This window comes from Salaquimonas pukyongi, assembly GCF_001953055.1.
In the GTDB taxonomy this organism is placed as follows: domain Bacteria; phylum Pseudomonadota; class Alphaproteobacteria; order Rhizobiales; family Rhizobiaceae; genus Salaquimonas; species Salaquimonas pukyongi.
The window spans coordinates 1278550-1296666 of the sequence record NZ_CP019044.1; the positions used below are offsets into that span (position 1 = coordinate 1278550).

Genomic DNA, 18117 nt, shown 5'->3' on the forward strand with positions numbered 1-18117 from the left:
GTGCACTCACCGCTCAACCCAAACACGCTCCATCAACGGATCAGGAATATGCACAGCGAGGATTGGAACGTCGCGCAGCGTACGCTTCTTGTCGGCAGTCTGGATATCGTAACGATGGAATTGGAAGGTCACCGTCTCGGAAGACACCAATGCGCGCGCACCCGGATAATTGGTCGGCGCATTTGCACCTTGCCAGAGTTGCTTGACCTTTGGCGGTGATTTCTCTGACAGTGTGCGCCTGTAATCCACGCCCGACCACGGACCGGGAAGAGCATAGAAGCTGCATGTCATAGTCGGTTCTTCAGATATCATGCGTTCCAACCCCAGCAAAAGCGCGCTATGGCGAAGGTTGTCGTCAGGCCAGCGATAGCGGAATTGACTGATCATTGGCAGAATGTCGGCAAGGGAAAGCGTGTTGCTGAAAGCGGGTATGACCTGATTGTCGTTCCAACCATCTTCGCCATAGGGCGCAAAAGCGAAAGACACGAGAATCCGTTCTACAAGCTCTCGATTTTCAGCAACTGTTTCGCTGTCGTCGAAGGGATGATCGGGGACGATCCAACCGCCTTGACCTTTAGACTGATACATCTCCAGCAAGATGACCGAGGAACGTGTGGGTTTAAGCCTCTGATCCAAGTAATATGTGCGACGCCAATCCTTCAGACTCCCGCCTTCTTCTAGATGTTTTCGGATAGAGTTGCGAACGGATTCCTCGTGCTTCACATAGTCAGTGAAGGCATCGGTATTCGCGCTGGTCAGATAGATGCGGCATAACCCGAGATAGCGCTTCTTGTAGCCGAAGAATCGAGCACGCTGCTGGATGTTGTCAGCATTTCCAACGCCAGTTGATCGAGGCATGTAACTGACTGTCAGGCCCTCGACTGTAAACCCACGATCAAGGCCAATGCCGCCGATCAGAATCCAGCTATATTCACCGGCCCAATCGACGGGGGCGATGCGGCTTTTCTCACGAGTATTGAGTTCGGCAACGGCGGTTTCTTCCATCGCTTCGAACAAGATAGGGGCGATATCCTCAAAGGTCAGTGACGTACTGTAAGTCTTGAAGATACCTTCTGCGGACTTGCGAAACTCATCCAAAAGCCCTGTATGGTCAGGATGCGCGCTGTCCTGCAGGATCGCTGACCATTGATCCTTGATCTGCTGCGTCCATCGCTTGAACATTAAGTGTTCATCTTTGGCTACGGCGGGATGGATCATCATTGAGCGATTTCGGCCCTTCTGAAATTCATCTTCAAGCAAGCCTATTGCGACACCAACAAAAAAGTCTTGAAGTGCTGCTCGCAGACTCTTCGGCGCTTCATGTGGCGGGTCGTTCTTATCGGGCACTTCACTCAAGGGGATCAGTTTGACGTATTTGTCCGCTCCATCGACAAAGAATTCTTGCCCACCGACATAATGTGTGCCGGGAGTTAGGACGCGCCCAAAATCAGGCGAGAGCGCATCAATGCGGCTGATCAGGAGTGGTGCCTGGGGCGTTGCCGTATAGAGGATATAGCTGTGATGGGGGAACAAGGCGCGCAGGGCCTTGATCCGTGCATAGGTCGTGCTCTCGTCATCTTGCTTGGCCTTCGTGTTCATGCCCGCCTGATCACCCTCATCGTCGATAATCAGGGTCGGCACATCGGAAAATTCAGACTGACTTAGAAGTCTAGCGAGGTTGTCCAGGTGCTGATGCTGCTTCATCGAGACGATCATAATCGTCCGCGCTCGGCGACTTCCACGACGCCAGCGTGCGAGTTCGGTATTCACGCGCTCCACTTCACTCTGCTGGAAAGCCTTTTGCTGTGTCGTAAACAGGTTCCACTCGCGGGTCCCTGCGATATCCAGATCACCCTTAAGGCGGTCAAAGCTCTGTTCGACAAGGTTGTTGGTCGTCCCTGCAAGCAAAATTACAAGCCGAAACTGATTGTCCCGCGCGAGCGCGGCAAGACTCGTGAAAGACAACGTCTTGCCGCTCTGAACATAGCCGATCACGAGCCCGGTATTTACAGCGTCAGTTGCCTCCGGCGGGACGCAATCGCGCATAATCGAAACGGTTTCCTGAACAAGCCGCTCCTTCTCATCATCCGACAAGGCCGTGTTTGTATTCAGCAAATCGGTGAATGCGCTTCCTTGTATAGGCACCCAACTGCCATCTCGGTCAGCACGGCTAGGTGTGATTGTGATCGTTCGGTGATCATTCGCCATCGAACAGCCTCTTGGACATTTGGTTTCTAAGAATCTCGTTGGTGAAGCGGCGGATGGCGGATGGGTTGCGATCAGCAAGCTCTACTGCCTCTATCTCGGCAAGGGCCATCGCAGCTGCGATATTCAAGACCGCAGTAAAGCTCTCGGAGTCCAGCGTTGGGAATTGAGCCATGAACGGATGAAGCATGGCTAGCCGTATTGTGATCTGGCGCGGTTCTGGGTCTGCGATTGATGGACGATTGCGGATATCCAGCCAGTCTGCGCCGTTATCGGCGTAGGATAACTGGACGGCGACGATCCAGTCATCGCTGCGAAAACGCATCCGAAAACGGACATGCTCGTTATCGGCATCAGGTAGCTCGGGAAGCGGCAAGCTCTCATCAGGCTCCTGATCAGACTGCAGCGGATTAGTCCGATCTTGCGTATCTGCATTTGCATGCGTTGTGAGGCTTTGATTATTTAGCCGCTCAGCCATTGATTTGAGCGCGGCGGCGGCGTCATTTCGAGTGGTTCTTGCATCCTTCTTGCTTCTGTGCTCGCGGACTTGCTGGAGAAGCGGAAATGCTTCACTAGAAAGTGCATCGCGGAGCTCTTTCAAGAAAGTCTCTTCGGCCTCCTCCCATTTGATCCCGTCTTTAGTATGACTGACGTGAAAACCTTTGAGATGGATTTCTCCAAAGATGCGTTGATAGGCAAAGCTGTTGGATCGACCAAATATGTCTTCGGGGCGATAGGTCTCGTCAAAGCTGCCCATAATCAAGCGTTTGCGGCGAAAAAGCGCTAAGCCTGCAAGGCTGGTACTGGCGGGTTCGCGAATCGCCACAAAGCCCGTTGCGACACGAGAGTCGCCTAGGTCGATATCGATCTCTTTCTTCCAGGTGATGTCAGGCCCGTCGGGCTCCCGATAGCTTGGGGCAACCAATATGTTTGGATCTTTGTAGGTCAGCGGCTCACCATCAACGGTCAGAAGCATAGATCCGTCACGAATGAAGATCCGATAGATACTGGATAGATGGTCCCTAATTTTTTGAACCGTGCGACCGCGCGGAAAACGGCGGATATTGTCCAGGCGGATTTCCGTGTAGTGCTTCTCTGACGCCACTTGCGTCGAGATGATATGCAGTTCTTCGGTACTATCTTCAACAATTTTGTCGATATCAAAGATAACAGTACGCTCGATGTTTTCCCCAAGCGCGGTTGTCCGGACGGTCCAGTTTGGAGCGAACCAGCACGCAGCGCTCTTCATCCCCATGCCGAATTCGGACAAACCCGATGCATCAGGCGGAATTTCAGCAGGACGAAAGGCTCGCTGATAATCGGAAGCGGCGATGCCGGCTGCATTGTCGCGGATCGTGATGCAGTTTTCCTGTGACATGAAGCGAATATCGACTTGAAGGCGATAATCATCACCGTCAATAGCTTTCAGTTCTCTTATCCTATCCAGACTGCTCTGGATCGCGTTGTCTACAAACTCGGCCAAGGCAAACCATGCCTTGTAGTTAAGGTGTGGGAGAACGGAAAGTACGTTGACGCCGGGACGGATATTTACGGAATTTAATTGAGCCATCACTCGGCTGCCACGGCGGGATATTTGCAATTTGCCGCTTCGGAGTCGGCCACTAGGGCATCGTAAATGTTTCCTACAACATCCACATTTACTGCATTACCGAATGCTTTGTAGGCTCCATTTTTAGTATCCGGCAAATGAGCTAGCCCGCCCATACTTTGCAATCTGCTACACTCACGCGGAGTCATATAGCGTTTTTTCCATGCAATGATTGGGACTTGGCTCGTCGTCATGGCTATGAGCGACGGAGCAGTGTCTTCCTTTTTTACTCTTATGCCGCTCGCCCGAAATTGAATAATGTGCTCCCAAATACTCCGCTTGCCTCCTTTGCAGTTCCATTCCAGTTTTTGAAAGCTTGGCGGGAAGTGTTTGATCTTATCGATCCACGGGTCAATGATATTTTTGTGCTCTTTGTAGAAGGCGCGATTCTTCTGGATGAAATCGATCTTCCAGGCGGGAAAACGATCAAGTGAAGTACAGGCATAGGAAGGCAAAGCCGCTTTGACTTCTTCCGGCGTCATTCCTGACAGTGATATGCCGAATGCGCCCTTTGATTTACCGTATCCCTCATACCCGCGCGCGTCAGGTGTAGGGCCATTGAGTTCATAATTGGCACCAAACTCCATTGCCCAAATAGGGAAAGACGGCAGATGTTTATTGGTCGGAAATGTCGCAATAAACTCCTGCCAAATCTCCAAGTAGTGAAGATGGTCGGGGTTTAGGCAGTGCGCCCCGTCCGGATTTTCATCGAGGACTGATCTAACCGTTGTTTGCGGCACAACATCTGGGACGGGCCATAAAAAACTCTCAAGACCTCGACGGTCGCCGACAATAAATGCTCGTTCGCGCTTTTGCGGAACACCAAAAAAGTGCGGTGAGAGCCGCTCAAAACTGATCGCATAACCGGCATCTGTAAGTTGATCGCAGATGATAGACCAAGTCTCTCCGCCTTTATGCCGGATCAGATTTGGCACATTTTCGATTATGAAATAACGAGGCTGTTTAAGCTTTAAGATCGCAACAACATAGTCAAACAAGTTGCCCCATTGCGGGCACTCGAGACCCTTCTGGTCGCCTGCCTTCGAAAAGGGTTGGCAAGGGAATCCAGCACATAAGATGTCATGGTTAGGAATAGTTGAGAGGTCAACTTTCCGGATGTCGCCAGCAGGCTCGATTCCGAAATTCTTCGCATAAAGCGAAGCAAGCTCCCTGTTAAGCTCAGATGCAAATACGCACACAGCCCCTCTACTTGCTAGCGCTTGATGAAAGCCCCCCAGACCAGCAAAGAGATCAATGAACTTCATATGTATATTCTTTTCCAGCCTAGAACAGCTTAACTTCAGTTTCGCAAATGAAGCTATATCCCCTTCGAACTCAATTTACATCTATACGTTGAGCAGTCAACGAAGCGCGCTCGAAAAATCCATGAGCGTCGCGAATTTTTTGTAGGTCGAGTCGCTTCTACAGCCTCGTTTGTGTGGACGAGTCGCATGTAAGTTTCCACAACTTTTCCCTCGATTTGCTATCCAGTTGCTATCCAGCGCGACCCGTGCGCGTAGAACGCGACACCAACGAAGTCATAAATTATTGAATTAATGAAGGAATTTTGGAGCGGGTAGCGGGAATCGAACCCGCATATTCAGCTTGGAAGGCTGCTGCTCTACCATTGAGCTATACCCGCCCATTTTGCCCCGGTTCCGCTTTCCGTTGCTGGCAGCAGCACATGCATCCGGTTTGGAAATACCGGGCAGCGCTGCTGTCCGTCATCTTCCCGCTTGCGCCTTTCGGCAAGCTGCGGACTTCGGAAAGGAACGGGCCGTATGACGGTAGCCGGAATGGTGGGGGAAGTAGGACTCGAACCTACGAAGCATTACGCAGCGGATTTACAGTCCGCCCCCTTTGCCGCTCGGGACATTCCCCCGTTTCGGCTTCCGTCGGGCCGCGTGGGTTATGCCGCCATGGCCTTGCCCTGTCAACAAGGGGAAGGGACTTGCGGCATGTTTTTGTTTGCGCGCTGCGGCGGCCGTCAACCGGCCGGTTTCCGCTTTGTCCTTGACCGTCCCGTGCGACGCCGATAGGCGGGAGTTCATGAGCGATACTTCACCTCCCGGCGGTCAGGGACAAAGCGGCAAAAAGGGCAAGCAGATGAGCGAGGCCCATGACCGCCATCATGCCGAACAGCGGCGCAAACGCCGCGAAGCGTCGCGCCAGCAGCGCACGGGTGGAAAGAAATCACAGTGGGGGGAAGATCAACGCCACACCGGGGGCAGGGGCCGGCCGCACATCGAAGCTGACGATCCGTCCGCCTATCATGTCTATGGCCTGCATCCGGTGCGCCATGCGCTGCTCAATCCGGCACGCAGAAAATCCGTGCTGCATGTTACCGCCAATGCCCTGCAGCGCCTCGACCTTGAAGGCAGGATACCGCGCGAGGTGGAAATCCGCGAAGCACAGCCCAAAGCGCTCGACCGGCTGGTGGGTTCCGATGCCGTCCATCAGGGCTGTGTGCTGGCCGTCGAACCGCTTCAGCCGCGCACCCTTCAGGAACTGGCCGACAGCGATCTGCTGCTGGTGCTCGACCAGGTGACCGATCCGCACAATGTGGGCGCGATCATGCGTTCGGCGGTGGCCATGGGCGCCGGCGCGCTGATCACCACGTCCCGCCACTCGCCGGCCGAAACCGGCGTACTGGCAAAATCGGCCTCCGGCGCGCTGGATCTCATCGACCATATCGAGGTGCGCAACCTTGCCGAAACGCTGGAAAGCCTGCACGGCCTCGGCTTTGCCACCATCGGCCTCGACAGCGAGGGGCCGCAGGGCCTTGAGGAAACGGTCGCAGGCCATCACCGCATGGCGCTGGTGCTCGGTTCGGAGGGCAAGGGGCTGCGCCGCAAGACCAGGGATACCTGCACGGCGCTGGCGCGCATCGACATGCCGGGAGCCATCCGCTCGCTGAACGTTTCAAACGCGGCCATTCTGGCGCTTTACATTGCAAGGCGGCAGCTCGGCTGACAATCAAGACGAACAAGGTGAACAAGACGGCAAGACACGCTCTGCCGGCAGCCAGCCGCCGCCCGCCGGCAGACGGTGACTACTTGGTATGGCGCAGGTAATCCTCGGGAAGGTCGTCTTCCAGCGCGGGATAGCCGTCATCGGATTGCTGCGAAAATTCCCCGTCCTGAATGTCGGCGACATCGTTGAAGGTGATGATCTTCGGCCCGCCCAGATCGATGGTGCAATAGGTGCCATAGGCGCAATCGGCGACGCCGGTTTGTGCAACGCTGCCGCTGCCGGCAACTTCCTGCAGGCCGTTATTGTTGGAATTGTTGTTGATCGACACGATGATCATGCCGCTGTTGTTGAAGCCGCTGCCGCCCCGCCGGCCATGCATGACCGTGCTGCCGCCAAGCCTGTAGCGGCCGACCTTGGAGCGGGTCATGCGGCGCTTGGAAACGGTGTGCGTGCTGCTGGAACGGTACTGCCCGCCTGCATAACGCACCGAACGGTGTTTTCCACCGGTCACATAGCGCACGCCGCTGCGGCGCTGGCCGAGCAGAATGTTGTTTTCAATGTTGATGTTGTTGCGGTTGACCGCGGTATTGACATTGCGATTGGTGTTGACGTTGCGGTTCGTATTGGTGTTGCGGTTGACGTTCCGGTTGGCATTCACATTGGCATTGTTGTTGCGGTTGATGTTGCGCAGCCCGTCACGCCGGTTTTTGCCATCGCGTTTGTCTTTGCGGTAATGGCCGCCACCGTCATATCCGCTGCCGCCATATCCCCCCTCATGACGGGCGGTCCTCATATTGCCGCGGTTTTTGTCCTGGCGGTTTGCCCGCCGGTTTGCCTTGCTGTCCTGGCCGTCGCCCCGCTTGTTGGGGCGCAACTCCCGCATGCCGCTCCGCTTGCCTGATTTCCTGCTGCCTTTCACGTCACCGGCGACGTGCTGCATCAGCAGGCTGTTGCCGGCCCGGGCGGGCCTTTCCTGAAGGGTCAGCGCAGCAGCGATGAGACAGGCAAAAGCGAAAAGGCCGGCAAACCTTGCTGAAAATCCGTGAACAAAAACAAATGGCGGAAACGGGGTGCGGGGCATCGCTTAACCTTTCAGGCCGCAGGCCGGCATTTTTGCGCCGCCTGGTTTCGATGGATCCGCATCCACCCCCAACCTAGGATGCCCCGGCAGGGCAGGGCAAGACCGGGAGGGGGCAAAGTGGGTGTGGTTAACCCTGTTTCAACAAACATGGTTAACGGCGGGGGAGGCCGCAAAAGCGCCCATGCCCCGCGGCGGCGCTGAATGTGGATAATTCCCTGCCTGCCGGCGCAGCGTCCCGCCATGGTTCATCTGCCGGGAGAATGGAAAAGGTTTAATCAACTTTGAAACAAACGCCAGGGCGCTGCTTGCCGCTGCGTTAATTCGAAACGGATATGGTTTGATGACAACAACACGGGGGCATCATGCTGATATCATCCATTCTTTCTCCGATCTTGCCGGGTGACGGCGCCGGCACAACGAATCCACCGGCTTCCGGCAACCCGCCTGCAGTGGACAACGAACATAATGAAGCCGGCAGTGATTCTGGAACCAAGGCAAAGGACGGAACCTCCTCCGGCAATACTGCGCCGGGCGCCTCTGCCCACGCCTCCGCAGGCGGCAAATCTGCATCAAACGCTCACGACGCTGCTGGATCATCCGGCGCGGTGTCCCGCAAGCCCGGCTATGGCCAGGCCGCCGCGGATGCGGACCTGGCCAAAATGCAGGCTGAACGAATGCGGGAAATGCTGCTGCAGGCCTCAATGATTGATCGTCTGATGCAGGCTTCGGATGAAGAATCCGCGTCGATGATGCTGTTTGAACGCGAACAGTCCGCCGCGGAACCCCTCCAGCAGGTCGCAGCGGGCTACGGCGAATTCTGACCTTCTGGCTTTACCGGCGGGCAATGCGCACAATAGCTGACGAACTTCGTCCGTTGGATCAACAGCCCTGCATCGCATCATGCACTATGATCTGGGATATATCGACCTGGAGCAAAGAACCTTGCAGACCATCGACAATCCGTTCGGCACGACATTGTCACCCATGTCTTGGGTACAAACCGTTACCAATGGCTCCGGGTCGGACACTTGATATTACTGGTGCCGGCTGACGGAATATTATTGGTGCCGGCTGACGGACTCGAACCGCCGACCCGCTGATTACAAATCAGCTGCTCTACCAGCTGAGCTAAGCCGGCACTGCGCCGCTGATACCCACAATGGCGGGCGCTGTCCAGCGTGTTTTGCGGCCATCACGCGGCAGCTTGAATTGCCGCCGCCCTTGTCAATTTTTGCGCGGCTGATATGTCAGGAAACAAGGCGCCGCCCAATGGCCTGCCGCAGTTTCCAACCTTTCCACCCAGAAAAGACCGGAACCAAGTCTCATGATTTTCCGCCGCAAACCCGATGCCGAAAAACCGGCAACCGAAAAGACCGTTCTTCAGACCCTGTCGGCGATTTCCGGGCCTGATGGCAAGGACATTGTCTCGGCCGGCATGGTGGAAGGGGTGCATCTGTCGAAGGATACGGCCGTTATTTCCCTTAAAGTGCCCGCTGAACAGGCCGAAAAGCTGGAGCCGCTGCGCGTGGCGGCCGAAAAGGCGGTGTCGCTGCTGCCGGGGATCGCCAAGGCGTCGGTCATTTTGACCGCCGAGCGCAAGGCCGGTTCCGGCCCAGCACAAGCAAGGCCCGCGCCTGCCGCGGCTTCCCCGGGCCAGCCAGGCCAGGGTGGGAAAGGCGGGAAAGGCGGGCCAAAACCCAAGGCTGCCGTTGCCGGCATCAAGTCGATCATTGCCGTTGCCTCGGGCAAGGGCGGTGTCGGCAAGTCGACCACCTCGGTCAATCTGGCGCTCGCGCTTGCCGGCCATGGCAAAAAGGTCGGCATTCTCGATGCCGATGTCTACGGCCCGTCCATTCCGCGCATGCTGGGCGTTACCGGAAAACCCACCGCAAAGGGCCGCACGCTCACCCCGATGGAAGGTTACGGGCTCAAGGTCATGTCCATGGGCTTTCTCGTGGAAGAGGAAACGCCGATGATCTGGCGCGGGCCCATGGTGATATCCGCGCTCACCCAGATGCTGCGCGAGGTCGAATGGGGCGATCTCGACATTCTGGTGGTGGACATGCCGCCGGGCACCGGCGACGCGCAACTGACCATGGCCCAGCAGGTGCCGCTGGCCGGCGCCGTCATCGTTTCAACGCCCCAGGATATTGCGCTCATCGATGCCCGCAAGGGCATCAACATGTTCAAGCGCGTCGAAGTGCCGATCCTCGGCATCATCGAAAACATGTCGACCTTCATCTGCCCCCATTGCGGCGAGCGCTCCGACATTTTCGGTCATGGCGGCGCCCGCCAGGAAGCAGCAAAAGACGGGGTTGCCTTTCTGGGCGAAGTGCCCCTGCACATTGATATCCGCACCAACTCCGACGGCGGTACGCCGGTGGTGGTCTCCGCTCCCGAAGGCCCTCATGCCAGGGTCTATTCCGATATCGCTGCAAAAGTGCTGGCGGCGATGAAAACGGAGGTGCAAACCGGCCCGGAGATCGTTTTCGAATAGGTCCTGGTTTTCCTCATGACTTAATTAACTCACCGGGGGAGGGGGCGCCTGTTCTCGGTCGTCATCACCGGGCTTGTCCCGAGGACCCGTTCCGTGATTTTCCATGATCACAGGGCCGGCAAAGTTCGTCATCACCAGGCCTGTCCCCAGGCAAGCGAAGCGCCGCCGATCGCGAAAGGCAAGCAAAGCGCCGCCGCAAGCCGGGGAGCAAGCGTTAACCCTTGTTCACTGGGTCCTCGGGTCAAGCCCGAGGATGACGAAGGAGAAGGGCCGAGGATGACGAAGGAGAAGGGCCGAGGATGACGAAGGAGAAGGGCGGCTCATTCTATCCGGTCTCACCCTGGGCTTGTCGAAGGGCGAGTGCCGGATTGCGCACAGTCCCGCCACCGTTATTCCTGTGCTTGTCACCACTGCACGGCAGGCGATTGGATGCATTCGCCGAAAGGAGAAAATCCGGCAAAGCCCCTTACTCCCGGTACAAAACCGCAGGCCATTGCTCGAACGCATAATCGCAAGTTGCCTCCACCCCGTACAGGCTTGCGTTCAGATCCATGTAGTTCCATCCGTCCTTGAAGTCCGGGCCGCCTTCATTGCGGATGATCTCGTCAGCGTTCTCAAATTCGCCGACTTCCTTCAGGGCAAACCAGTATCCCGTATTGCGATAGGCGCCGGGGCAGTTTTTAAGGCTCCATTCCCAAATCCCGTGGCGCAGCATTCCCTTTTGCTGCTGCACCGACAAGGTAGAAGCCTGCGCCCAGCAGACGCCGGCAACAAGAACGGCAAGGGCAAGTCCTGCCCAAAGAAGCAATTTCATTGGTGCACCTGATTGCCCGGCCATGGAAAACGGGTTGGACATGAAATCACAATAGGCGCGCAACATTGCGCGAACCTTGGTATTTGGTGCGCGGCCCCGGTTTTCACACCTGCCTATCCATACTCTGTAAAAATTTTACAAATTGACAGAATTCTCACACCGCATTCCACACAATCCGACACGAAAAGCGGTGAAATAGGCCTTTTGGTGTACTGACTTTTGTAAAAATCCTTGTAAAAGCGGACCCGAAGCGTGCCAGTGAACTGCTTGCAGGCGTTTTGCTGGTGTCGATGCAACCGGAAACACCAATTCAGCCCGGTTTTTTACCGGCTTTTACAAATCCCGGCGATCCGGCAATCCCGGAACGACCGGCAAATCCAAGGAGATCCTCCCATGACGGCCCATCAGCCCAATCCCGCCGGCCCAAACCACGGTGCTGGCAGCTACGCCAAGGCCATCGCCGAAGCCAAGTCCTTCATCGATTCACAGGGCAAGACCTGGAGCGGCATTGACGCTGAGTCGGTTGCCCGCATGCGCCTGCAGAACAAGTTCAAGACCGGCCTAGACATCGCAAAATACACCGCCGCGATCATGCGTGCCGACATGGCAGCCTACGATGCCGATCCGAACAACTACACCCAGTCCCTGGGCTGCTGGCACGGCTTTATCGGCCAGCAGAAGATGATCTCGATCAAGAAGCATTTCGGCACTACCAAGGGCAAATACCTTTATCTGTCCGGCTGGATGGTCGCTGCGCTGCGCTCTGAATTCGGCCCGCTGCCCGACCAGTCCATGCACGAAAAAACCTCCGTGCCGGCGCTGATCGAGGAACTCTATACCTTCCTGCGCCAGGCCGATGCCCGCGAACTGGGCGGTCTTTATCGCGATTTGGATGGCGCCCGGTCAGCCGGCGATGGTGCAAGGGAAGCCGAAATCACCGCGGCAATCGAGAACCACGAGACCCATGTGGTGCCGATCATCGCCGATATTGATGCCGGTTTCGGCAATGCCGAGGCGACCTATCTTCTGGCCAGGAAGATGATCGAGGCCGGCGCCTGCGCCCTGCAGATCGAAAACCAGGTCTCCGATGAAAAACAGTGCGGCCACCAGGATGGCAAGGTCACCGTTCCCCACGAGGTCTTCCTCGCCAAGGTGCGCGCCTGCCGGTATGCCTTCATGGAACTGGGCGTTGAGGACGGCATCATCGTCACCCGCACCGATTCCCTTGGCGCGGGCCTGACCCAGCAGCTTGCCTATTCCAATGAGCCGGGCGATCTGGGCGACCAGTACAATTCCTTCCTCGACTGTGAGGAAGTGACCGCGGACGAGCTTGCATCCTCCGATGTCGTCATCAAGCGCGACGGCAAGCTGTTGCGGCCCAGGCGGCTGGCCTCCAACCTCTACCAGTTCAAGCCGGACACCGGTGAGGACCGCTGCGTGCTCGACTGCATCACCTCGCTGCAGCATGGCGCCGACCTGCTCTGGATCGAGACCGAAAAGCCGCATATCGGCCAGATCGGCGGCATGGTTTCGCGCATCCGCGAAGTCATCCCCAACGCCAAGCTGGTCTACAACAATTCGCCGTCCTTCAACTGGACGCTGAATTTCCGCCAGCAGGTCTATGATGCCTGGAAAGAAGAGGGCAGGGACGTATCGGCCTATGACCGGGCAACCCTGATGAGCCAGACCTACGATGCGTCGGAACTGGCCGCAGAAGCCGATGAACGCATCCGCACCTTCCAGGCGGACGCTGCGCGCGAGGCCGGCATCTTCCACCATCTGATTACGCTTCCGACCTATCACACGGCGGCGCTGTCGACGGACAATCTTTCCAAGCGCTATTTCGGCGAGGACGGCATGCTGGGCTATGTCAAGAACGTTCAGCGCGAGGAAATCCGCCAGGGTATTGCCTGCGTCAAGCACCAGAACATGGCAGGCTCCGACATTGGCGATGATCACAAGGAGTATTTTGCCGGCGAAGCGGCGCTCAAAGCGGCTGGTGAAGACAACACCATGAACCAGTTCTCGGAAGTGTGAACCAAAAGGCAGATACCGGCATATCCTTCGGTCAACTGGCAGGCGGGGCGCAAAGCCCCGCCTTTTTTGCGAGTCGGTACAGCACGGTCACCATGACGGCTTGCAAGCCGTCATTATGCTATCTCGGCAGCTTAAACCTGATTCTTCTCTGCAGTATTTTCCCCCAACCGATTCAACCCATTGGTAAATCGCTTTTGCGGGCGAAAGGCCTGTTGCAGGCCAATTGCAGCCCTGTTGCAGGCCAATTGCAACCCTGTTGCAGGCCAATTGCAACCCTGTTGCAGGATTGTAATTCATCGTGACTGGCCAAAAAAAGCATAGCTGTTTACGTAAAGGTCATATTCTGCTGTCAGGCTCTTTTTCAGGTATCGCGCATAAGGGTATCGCGTATGATGTATCCATCGGAGTGCAGGCGGGAACGTTTCGCCGATACCGCCGTACACCTGGTGAGCCTTCTCGGCGTTTTTGCAGGCTCCGTCCTGCTATTGGTCAATGCCGCCACCCGTCTTGACTGGGCCGTTGTCATCGCCTGTACCGTCTATTGCCTGACCATGCTGTTTTCCTTCGGCGTTTCGGCCGGTTATCACCTGTTGCCCTGGCATTACTGGCGCAGGGCATGGCGCCGGGTTGATCATGCCGCCATTTATGCACTGATCGCCGGTACGTTTACCCCGCTGCTGGTGCTGCTCGGCGGGTTCTGGTGTCTTGCCGTGCTGGCGATCGTCTGGCTGCTTGCCGTTCCCGCCATGATCTACAAACTCGTGGCGCCCAAGCTGGAACCGCGCTGGTCGCTCGCCTCTTATCTGGCAATCGGATGGATCGGCCTGCTGGCGCTGCCGGAAATGGGGGCAAGACTGCCCTGGCCGGCGCTGGCCGCCATCGTGGCGGGCGGGCTGGTCTATTCCTTCGGAACGATATTCTATGCCAGGACGTTCCAGGCCTACCGTTATGCCATCTGGCACGGTTTCGTGCTCGGCGGCACGGCGCTGTTTTATTCTGCCATCTGGGTGAGCGCCTTTTCGGCCTGAACTTCCGCGCCCCCGTTCGCCGGTTCGACATAAAGACCTATTCGCAGAACCGTTCGGTCAAATAAGCCCAGTCACGGCGGGAAACCGCATTGCGATGGGCCACCATCCAGTAGGTTTCCTGCGGCGTCAGAACATGGCTTGAAAGACGCACCAGGCTGCCGCCGTCAAGCGCCTGCCTGCAAAGGGGCAGGGAAGCAAGCAGCACCCCTGCGCCTGCCTCAGCAGCGGCAAGGGCGGCGGCAAGGCTGTCAAACCGGATCAATGGCACCGGCACGGCGCTGTCACCGGTCTGGCGCACCCATTCCTGCCAGCCGGCACGCGGTCCTGAAAGGGCGATGCGCGGCAGATCCTGCCAGTTGCTGGCAGCCTTCGCCAGCCCTGGCGCACAGACGGGGCTGAGCGCTTCGCTGAACAGCCGGCGCTTGTAATGTTCGGGCCGGTTGCCGCCTCCATAACGGATTTTGACCTGTCCTTTTGCCTGCTCGCCCTGCGGTTCGAGAACCAGGGTGGAAAAGGCCAGCTCCGGTGCAAAGTCGCCACCGGCAGCCTCCAGCCGCGGTGCCAGCCACAGTTCGATCACCGATGCACTGGCTGAGACCGTAATCCGGCTTTGCCGCGTGCCGAACAGTTCCTCGCTGCTTTCCCGCAGGGTGGCCAGCGCAGCGCTTACATAGGGAAGCCACGCCTCGCCCTCGACCGTCAGCGCCACCCCCCGCGCCTGCCGCACAAAGAGTTGGGCACCAAGCCGGCCTTCCAGATTGAGAATGCGCTGGCTGATGGCAGCCTGGGTAAGCCCGGTTTCGCGAGCTGCCGCCGTGAAACTGCCAGTGCGCCCGGCCGCTTCATAGGCGCGGATCCATTCCAGCGGGAGGTTGGCGAGTGTTGTATCAGCCATAATGAAAACCGTATCCATGATGGCAAACAGCTAATTTGCCCTAATGGGTGAATCGCAGAATAATGGCACCCTGTCCACGAATGTTTGCGGCTTTGAAGGAGGCACAAATGGCACAGGTGACCTTGCTGGCTGGCGGCAGCGCGATCGCGATCGCACAAAATGGCGAGGAGCGGCGCTTTCATGCGCTCTGGCTGCGCGACAATGCCTTCGATGAGACAACACGCAATCCCGGCAATGGCCAGCGTCTGATCACCCTGTCGGATATTCCCCGCGATACAAGGATCACCGAAGCGGAGATCAGGGACGGCGTGTTGCAGCTCGTCTTCGAGCCGGGGGGAAAGACCCCGAAAGGAAAGTCCATTGACTACGATCTTTCCTGGCTTTTCGCCCACGCTTATGACCGGCAGCAGCACCGTGAACCGGGCTGGCTCGATGAGGCCGTCGAAACCTGGGATGCCACCCTGCAACCGGCTGTTCCCGGTGGCGACTTTACGGACGTTTCAAGCAGCCGCCATGCCTTGCGTGCCTGGCTTTCAGCCCTTGCCCGCTACGGTTTTGCCAAGCTCGAAAACGGCCCCGTCAAGGAAGGGGCCCTGTTTTCGGTCGTCGATCTGTTCGGCCATGTGCGCGAGACCAATTACGGCCGTCATTTCGAGGTCCGCACTGAGGTCAATCCCACCAATCTGGCCTATACCGGTCTTGGCCTTCAGGCCCACACCGACAATCCCTACCGCGACCCCGTGCCGACCATCCAGGTGCTTTACTGTCTGGAAAGTTCGGCGGCAGGCGGCGAGAACATGGTCGTAGACGGTTTCGCCGCCGCCTTGCGGTTGAGAGAGGAAAACCCGGACTTTTTCAAGGTGCTTTCGCGCCATTGCGCGCGCTTTGAATATGCCGGCTCGCAGGGTGTGGCGCTGCGCGCCCGCCGGCCAATGATCGAACTGGCACCCGATGGCGAGCTGATCGGCGTTCGTTTCAACAACCGCTCGGCAGCCGCCTTCACCGACATCCCTTATGACGATATGCCGCTTTATTATGAAGCCTATCGCAGGCTGGGCGAGATCATCGATGATCGCGCCATGGAAGTGACCTTCCGCCTTGAACCGGGCGAGTGCTTCGTGGTCGACAACACGCGGGTGCTTCATGCCCGCAAGGCCTATTCGGGCACCGGCACGCGCTGGCTGCAGGGATGTTATGCCGACAAGGACGGGCTGTATTCGACCCTTGCCGCACTCAAGGCCGACGTGCCAAAGGCCGCCCAATGAGTGCCGGCACGGCCAGCAAGCCGCACCTGACCCGGGAGACGATCGTCGCCTTTCTCGGCGATATCTTCGAGCGCCGGGGCGGCGAGGAATATCTCGGCGAACCCGTCACCATGGCAGAGCATATGCTGCAGGGCGCCCATTTCGCCGAAAAGGCGGGCGAAAGGGAAGAAGTGATCGTTGCCGCCCTGCTGCACGATATCGGCCATTTTACGAGCGAGTTCGGCACCTTCTCGATGGCCGATACCCAGGACCGCCACCACGAGGATGCGGGCGCCGAGGTTCTGGCGCCCTTCTTTCCTTCGCTGGTCACCGACTGCGTCAAATACCACGTTGCCGCCAAGCGCTATCTGTGCGCCACACGGCCGGCCTATTTCAAACGCCTGTCGGAGGCTTCCGTTCATTCGCTGAAACTGCAGGGCGGGCCGATGAACGACGGCGAAGTGGCGGAATTTGAGAAAAACCCCAACCTGGCCGACATCATCAAGGTCCGCCATTATGATGAAGCGGGCAAACAGGCAGGTTTGCAAACCAGGCCGTTTTCCCACTACGCCCCGATGGTCCAGCGGGTAGTGGACGCTCATTGTGGCGGCTAGTGGCCGGGCAGGGCAGACAGCCGCACACCATCGACCTCCCGGTCATGAAGCCCGGCACCGAGTCTACCTGGCCACCGTATTGGCGGCATGATCCATTGGGGCCATGACGCTCATGATTTTGCTTGCCGCCTGCCGCCGGAATTGTATGGTCAGGCAAATGGAACAGGCGGTGCGTGGCAGCACTGCACATCGCGGCACAGGAGGTTGGCATGCTGACCGATGAACAGATCGAGGCTTTCCGGCGCGATGGCGCGGTATTGTTGAAGGGCGCGTTCCGCGATTATGTGGACATTGCTCGCAAGGCCATTGAGGAAAACAAGGCCAACCCCTCCTGGCGCGAGCGCACCTACCAGCCCGACGGAGCGGCCGCGCCCTTCTTCCAGGACTATGTGGTCTGGAACCGGTTTGACGGCTACCGCACATTGGTAAAGGAGTCGCCCATGGCTGAAATGGCGGCAAGGCTGATGGGTTCGAAGACGGCGCGCATCTTCCACGACCACATCCTGGTCAAGGAGCCGGGCAATTCCAACGTTACCCCCTGGCACCAGGACGCGCCCTATTACCTGGTAGAAGGGGACAAGACCGTTTCCTTCTGGGTGCCGCTTGATGCGGTGCCGCGCGACCGCACGATTGAATATGTCGCCGGATCCCACAAATGGAACACGGTTTTCCGCCCCGACCGCTTCGACGGGACGCCGCTGTTTGAGGGCGATGCTTCCAAAGCCGTGCCCGATATCGATGCAAATCGCGATCAGTATGAAATTCTCGGCTGGGCGGTGGAGCCGGGCGATGCGGTTGCCTTCGCATTCACCACCCTGCATGGCGCGCCGGCCAATGCTTCGCCCGATCGCAGGCGGGTGGTCTCCGTGCGCTGGGTTGGCGATGATGCCCGGTTTGCCGACCGGCTGGGCGCAACGTCTCCCGCCTTTCCGGATCTTTCCTATTCTCCGGGCGATCCGTTCGAAGGCGAGGAATTCCCGGTCCTCTACTCCGCTTCATAGGCGAGCTGCCGTCTGCAGGCCGGCGCACCGGCCCCGCTCCATTAGCCGGATGTTAACCATGACCCTCTAGGCTCTCTGCATTTGGTGGGGGCGTGGCCGCAAGGCCCAGGCGCGGGCTT

The 18117-nt window shown here is 57.8% G+C and carries 14 protein-coding genes and 3 tRNA genes; 8 read left to right on the plus strand and 9 right to left on the minus strand.

Translation table 11 applies throughout. The features are described from left to right. Positions 1 to 6: 6 nt before the first annotated feature. The 5 genes from BVL55_RS06165 to BVL55_RS06185 form a co-directional block, all read right to left on the minus strand. Positions 7 to 2208 carry a Z1 domain-containing protein gene (locus BVL55_RS06165; protein WP_083649399.1) on the minus strand — a complete coding sequence of 734 codons (2202 nt, stop codon included), beginning with the start codon at positions 2206 to 2208 and terminating at the stop codon, positions 7 to 9. Next, positions 2198 to 3775: an ATP-binding protein gene (locus tag BVL55_RS06170; protein ID WP_075996164.1), complete on the minus strand. Its 1578-nt coding sequence runs from the start codon at positions 3773 to 3775 to the stop codon at positions 2198 to 2200. The genes BVL55_RS06165 and BVL55_RS06170 overlap by 11 nt, the downstream gene beginning before the upstream one ends. Beyond that, a complete protein-coding gene (locus BVL55_RS06175; RefSeq protein WP_075996165.1) occupies positions 3775 to 5079 on the minus strand; it encodes a DNA cytosine methyltransferase in 1305 nt (434 codons plus the stop codon). The genes BVL55_RS06170 and BVL55_RS06175 overlap by 1 nt, the downstream gene beginning before the upstream one ends. A 303-nt stretch (positions 5080 to 5382) precedes the next feature. Further along, a tRNA-Gly gene (locus BVL55_RS06180) sits at positions 5383 to 5456 on the minus strand. Positions 5457 to 5611: 155 nt separating this feature from the next. After that, positions 5612 to 5696: transfer RNA gene (locus tag BVL55_RS06185), tRNA-Tyr, on the minus strand. A 224-nt stretch (positions 5697 to 5920) separates the two neighbouring features. On the opposite strand from BVL55_RS06185, the gene BVL55_RS06190 reads away from it, so the two are divergent. Then, the gene (locus BVL55_RS06190; RefSeq protein ID WP_075996166.1) at positions 5921 to 6787 is read left to right on the plus strand and encodes a TrmH family RNA methyltransferase; all 867 of its coding nucleotides are present in this window, start codon (positions 5921 to 5923) and stop codon (positions 6785 to 6787) included. 79 nt (positions 6788 to 6866) lie between these two features. On the opposite strand, the gene BVL55_RS06195 is transcribed toward BVL55_RS06190, so the two are convergent. Further along, complete coding sequence (locus BVL55_RS06195; protein ID WP_075996167.1) at positions 6867 to 7868, minus strand: hypothetical protein; 1002 nt, start codon at positions 7866 to 7868, stop codon at positions 6867 to 6869. Positions 7869 to 8260: 392 nt separating this feature from the next. Here BVL55_RS06195 and BVL55_RS06200 point away from each other — a divergent pair, with 392 nt between their 5' ends. Further along, positions 8261 to 8689: a hypothetical protein gene (locus BVL55_RS06200; RefSeq protein WP_156892446.1), complete on the plus strand. Its 429-nt coding sequence runs from the start codon at positions 8261 to 8263 to the stop codon at positions 8687 to 8689. Positions 8690 to 8930: 241 nt separating this feature from the next. Here the strand turns inward: BVL55_RS06200 and BVL55_RS06205 are convergent. Then, a tRNA-Thr gene (locus tag BVL55_RS06205) sits at positions 8931 to 9006 on the minus strand. A gap of 186 nt (positions 9007 to 9192) precedes the next feature. Here BVL55_RS06205 and apbC point away from each other — a divergent pair. Next, positions 9193 to 10365 (plus strand): iron-sulfur cluster carrier protein ApbC, encoded by a 1173-nt coding sequence (gene apbC, locus BVL55_RS06210; protein ID WP_075996169.1) that lies wholly within the window; start codon positions 9193 to 9195, stop codon positions 10363 to 10365. Positions 10366 to 10831: 466 nt separating this feature from the next. Here the strand turns inward: apbC and BVL55_RS06215 are convergent, their stop codons facing one another. Continuing rightward, complete coding sequence (locus BVL55_RS06215; protein ID WP_156892447.1) at positions 10832 to 11179, minus strand: hypothetical protein; 348 nt, start codon at positions 11177 to 11179, stop codon at positions 10832 to 10834. Positions 11180 to 11572: 393 nt separating this feature from the next. Here BVL55_RS06215 and BVL55_RS06220 point away from each other — a divergent pair, with 393 nt between their 5' ends. Continuing rightward, positions 11573 to 13216 carry an isocitrate lyase gene (locus tag BVL55_RS06220; protein ID WP_083649400.1) on the plus strand — a complete coding sequence of 548 codons (1644 nt, stop codon included), beginning with the start codon at positions 11573 to 11575 and terminating at the stop codon, positions 13214 to 13216. A 389-nt stretch (positions 13217 to 13605) separates the two neighbouring features. Further along, positions 13606 to 14244: a PAQR family membrane homeostasis protein TrhA gene (gene trhA / locus BVL55_RS06225; RefSeq protein WP_083649401.1), complete on the plus strand. Its 639-nt coding sequence runs from the start codon at positions 13606 to 13608 to the stop codon at positions 14242 to 14244. Between the two features lie 37 nt (positions 14245 to 14281). On the opposite strand, the gene BVL55_RS06230 is transcribed toward trhA, so the two are convergent. Continuing rightward, positions 14282 to 15139 carry a LysR family transcriptional regulator gene (locus tag BVL55_RS06230; protein ID WP_075997958.1) on the minus strand — a complete coding sequence of 286 codons (858 nt, stop codon included), beginning with the start codon at positions 15137 to 15139 and terminating at the stop codon, positions 14282 to 14284. Between the two features lie 107 nt (positions 15140 to 15246). On the opposite strand from BVL55_RS06230, the gene tmpA reads away from it, so the two are divergent. From tmpA to BVL55_RS06245, 3 genes are all read left to right on the plus strand, one after another. Further along, positions 15247 to 16404 (plus strand): 2-trimethylaminoethylphosphonate dioxygenase, encoded by a 1158-nt coding sequence (gene tmpA, locus BVL55_RS06235; protein ID WP_075997959.1) that lies wholly within the window; start codon positions 15247 to 15249, stop codon positions 16402 to 16404. Continuing rightward, positions 16401 to 16997: a (R)-1-hydroxy-2-trimethylaminoethylphosphonate oxygenase gene (gene tmpB, locus BVL55_RS06240; RefSeq protein ID WP_075996171.1), complete on the plus strand. Its 597-nt coding sequence runs from the start codon at positions 16401 to 16403 to the stop codon at positions 16995 to 16997. Before tmpA ends, tmpB begins: the two co-directional genes overlap by 4 nt. Before the next feature lie 209 nt (positions 16998 to 17206). Next, a complete protein-coding gene (locus BVL55_RS06245; RefSeq protein WP_075997960.1) occupies positions 17207 to 17998 on the plus strand; it encodes a phytanoyl-CoA dioxygenase family protein in 792 nt (263 codons plus the stop codon). The last annotated feature ends 119 nt before the right edge of the window (positions 17999 to 18117 follow it).

Coding starts and splice junctions, on each gene's coding strand:
- BVL55_RS06190 (WP_075996166.1), top strand. CDS start 5,921: ATGAGCGAGGCCCATGACCGCCATCATGCCGAACAGCGGCGCAAACGC.
- BVL55_RS06165 (WP_083649399.1), bottom strand. CDS start 2,208: ATGGCGAATGATCACCGAACGATCACAATCACACCTAGCCGTGCTGAC.
- BVL55_RS06175 (WP_075996165.1), bottom strand. CDS start 5,079: ATGAAGTTCATTGATCTCTTTGCTGGTCTGGGGGGCTTTCATCAAGCG.
- trhA (WP_083649401.1), top strand. CDS start 13,606: ATGATGTATCCATCGGAGTGCAGGCGGGAACGTTTCGCCGATACCGCC.
- tmpA (WP_075997959.1), top strand. CDS start 15,247: ATGGCACAGGTGACCTTGCTGGCTGGCGGCAGCGCGATCGCGATCGCA.
- apbC (WP_075996169.1), top strand. CDS start 9,193: ATGATTTTCCGCCGCAAACCCGATGCCGAAAAACCGGCAACCGAAAAG.
- BVL55_RS06220 (WP_083649400.1), top strand. CDS start 11,573: ATGACGGCCCATCAGCCCAATCCCGCCGGCCCAAACCACGGTGCTGGC.
- BVL55_RS06170 (WP_075996164.1), bottom strand. CDS start 3,775: ATGGCTCAATTAAATTCCGTAAATATCCGTCCCGGCGTCAACGTACTT.
- BVL55_RS06195 (WP_075996167.1), bottom strand. CDS start 7,868: ATGCCCCGCACCCCGTTTCCGCCATTTGTTTTTGTTCACGGATTTTCA.
- tmpB (WP_075996171.1), top strand. CDS start 16,401: ATGAGTGCCGGCACGGCCAGCAAGCCGCACCTGACCCGGGAGACGATC.
- BVL55_RS06245 (WP_075997960.1), top strand. CDS start 17,207: ATGCTGACCGATGAACAGATCGAGGCTTTCCGGCGCGATGGCGCGGTA.
- BVL55_RS06215 (WP_156892447.1), bottom strand. CDS start 11,179: ATGAAATTGCTTCTTTGGGCAGGACTTGCCCTTGCCGTTCTTGTTGCC.
- BVL55_RS06230 (WP_075997958.1), bottom strand. CDS start 15,139: ATGGCTGATACAACACTCGCCAACCTCCCGCTGGAATGGATCCGCGCC.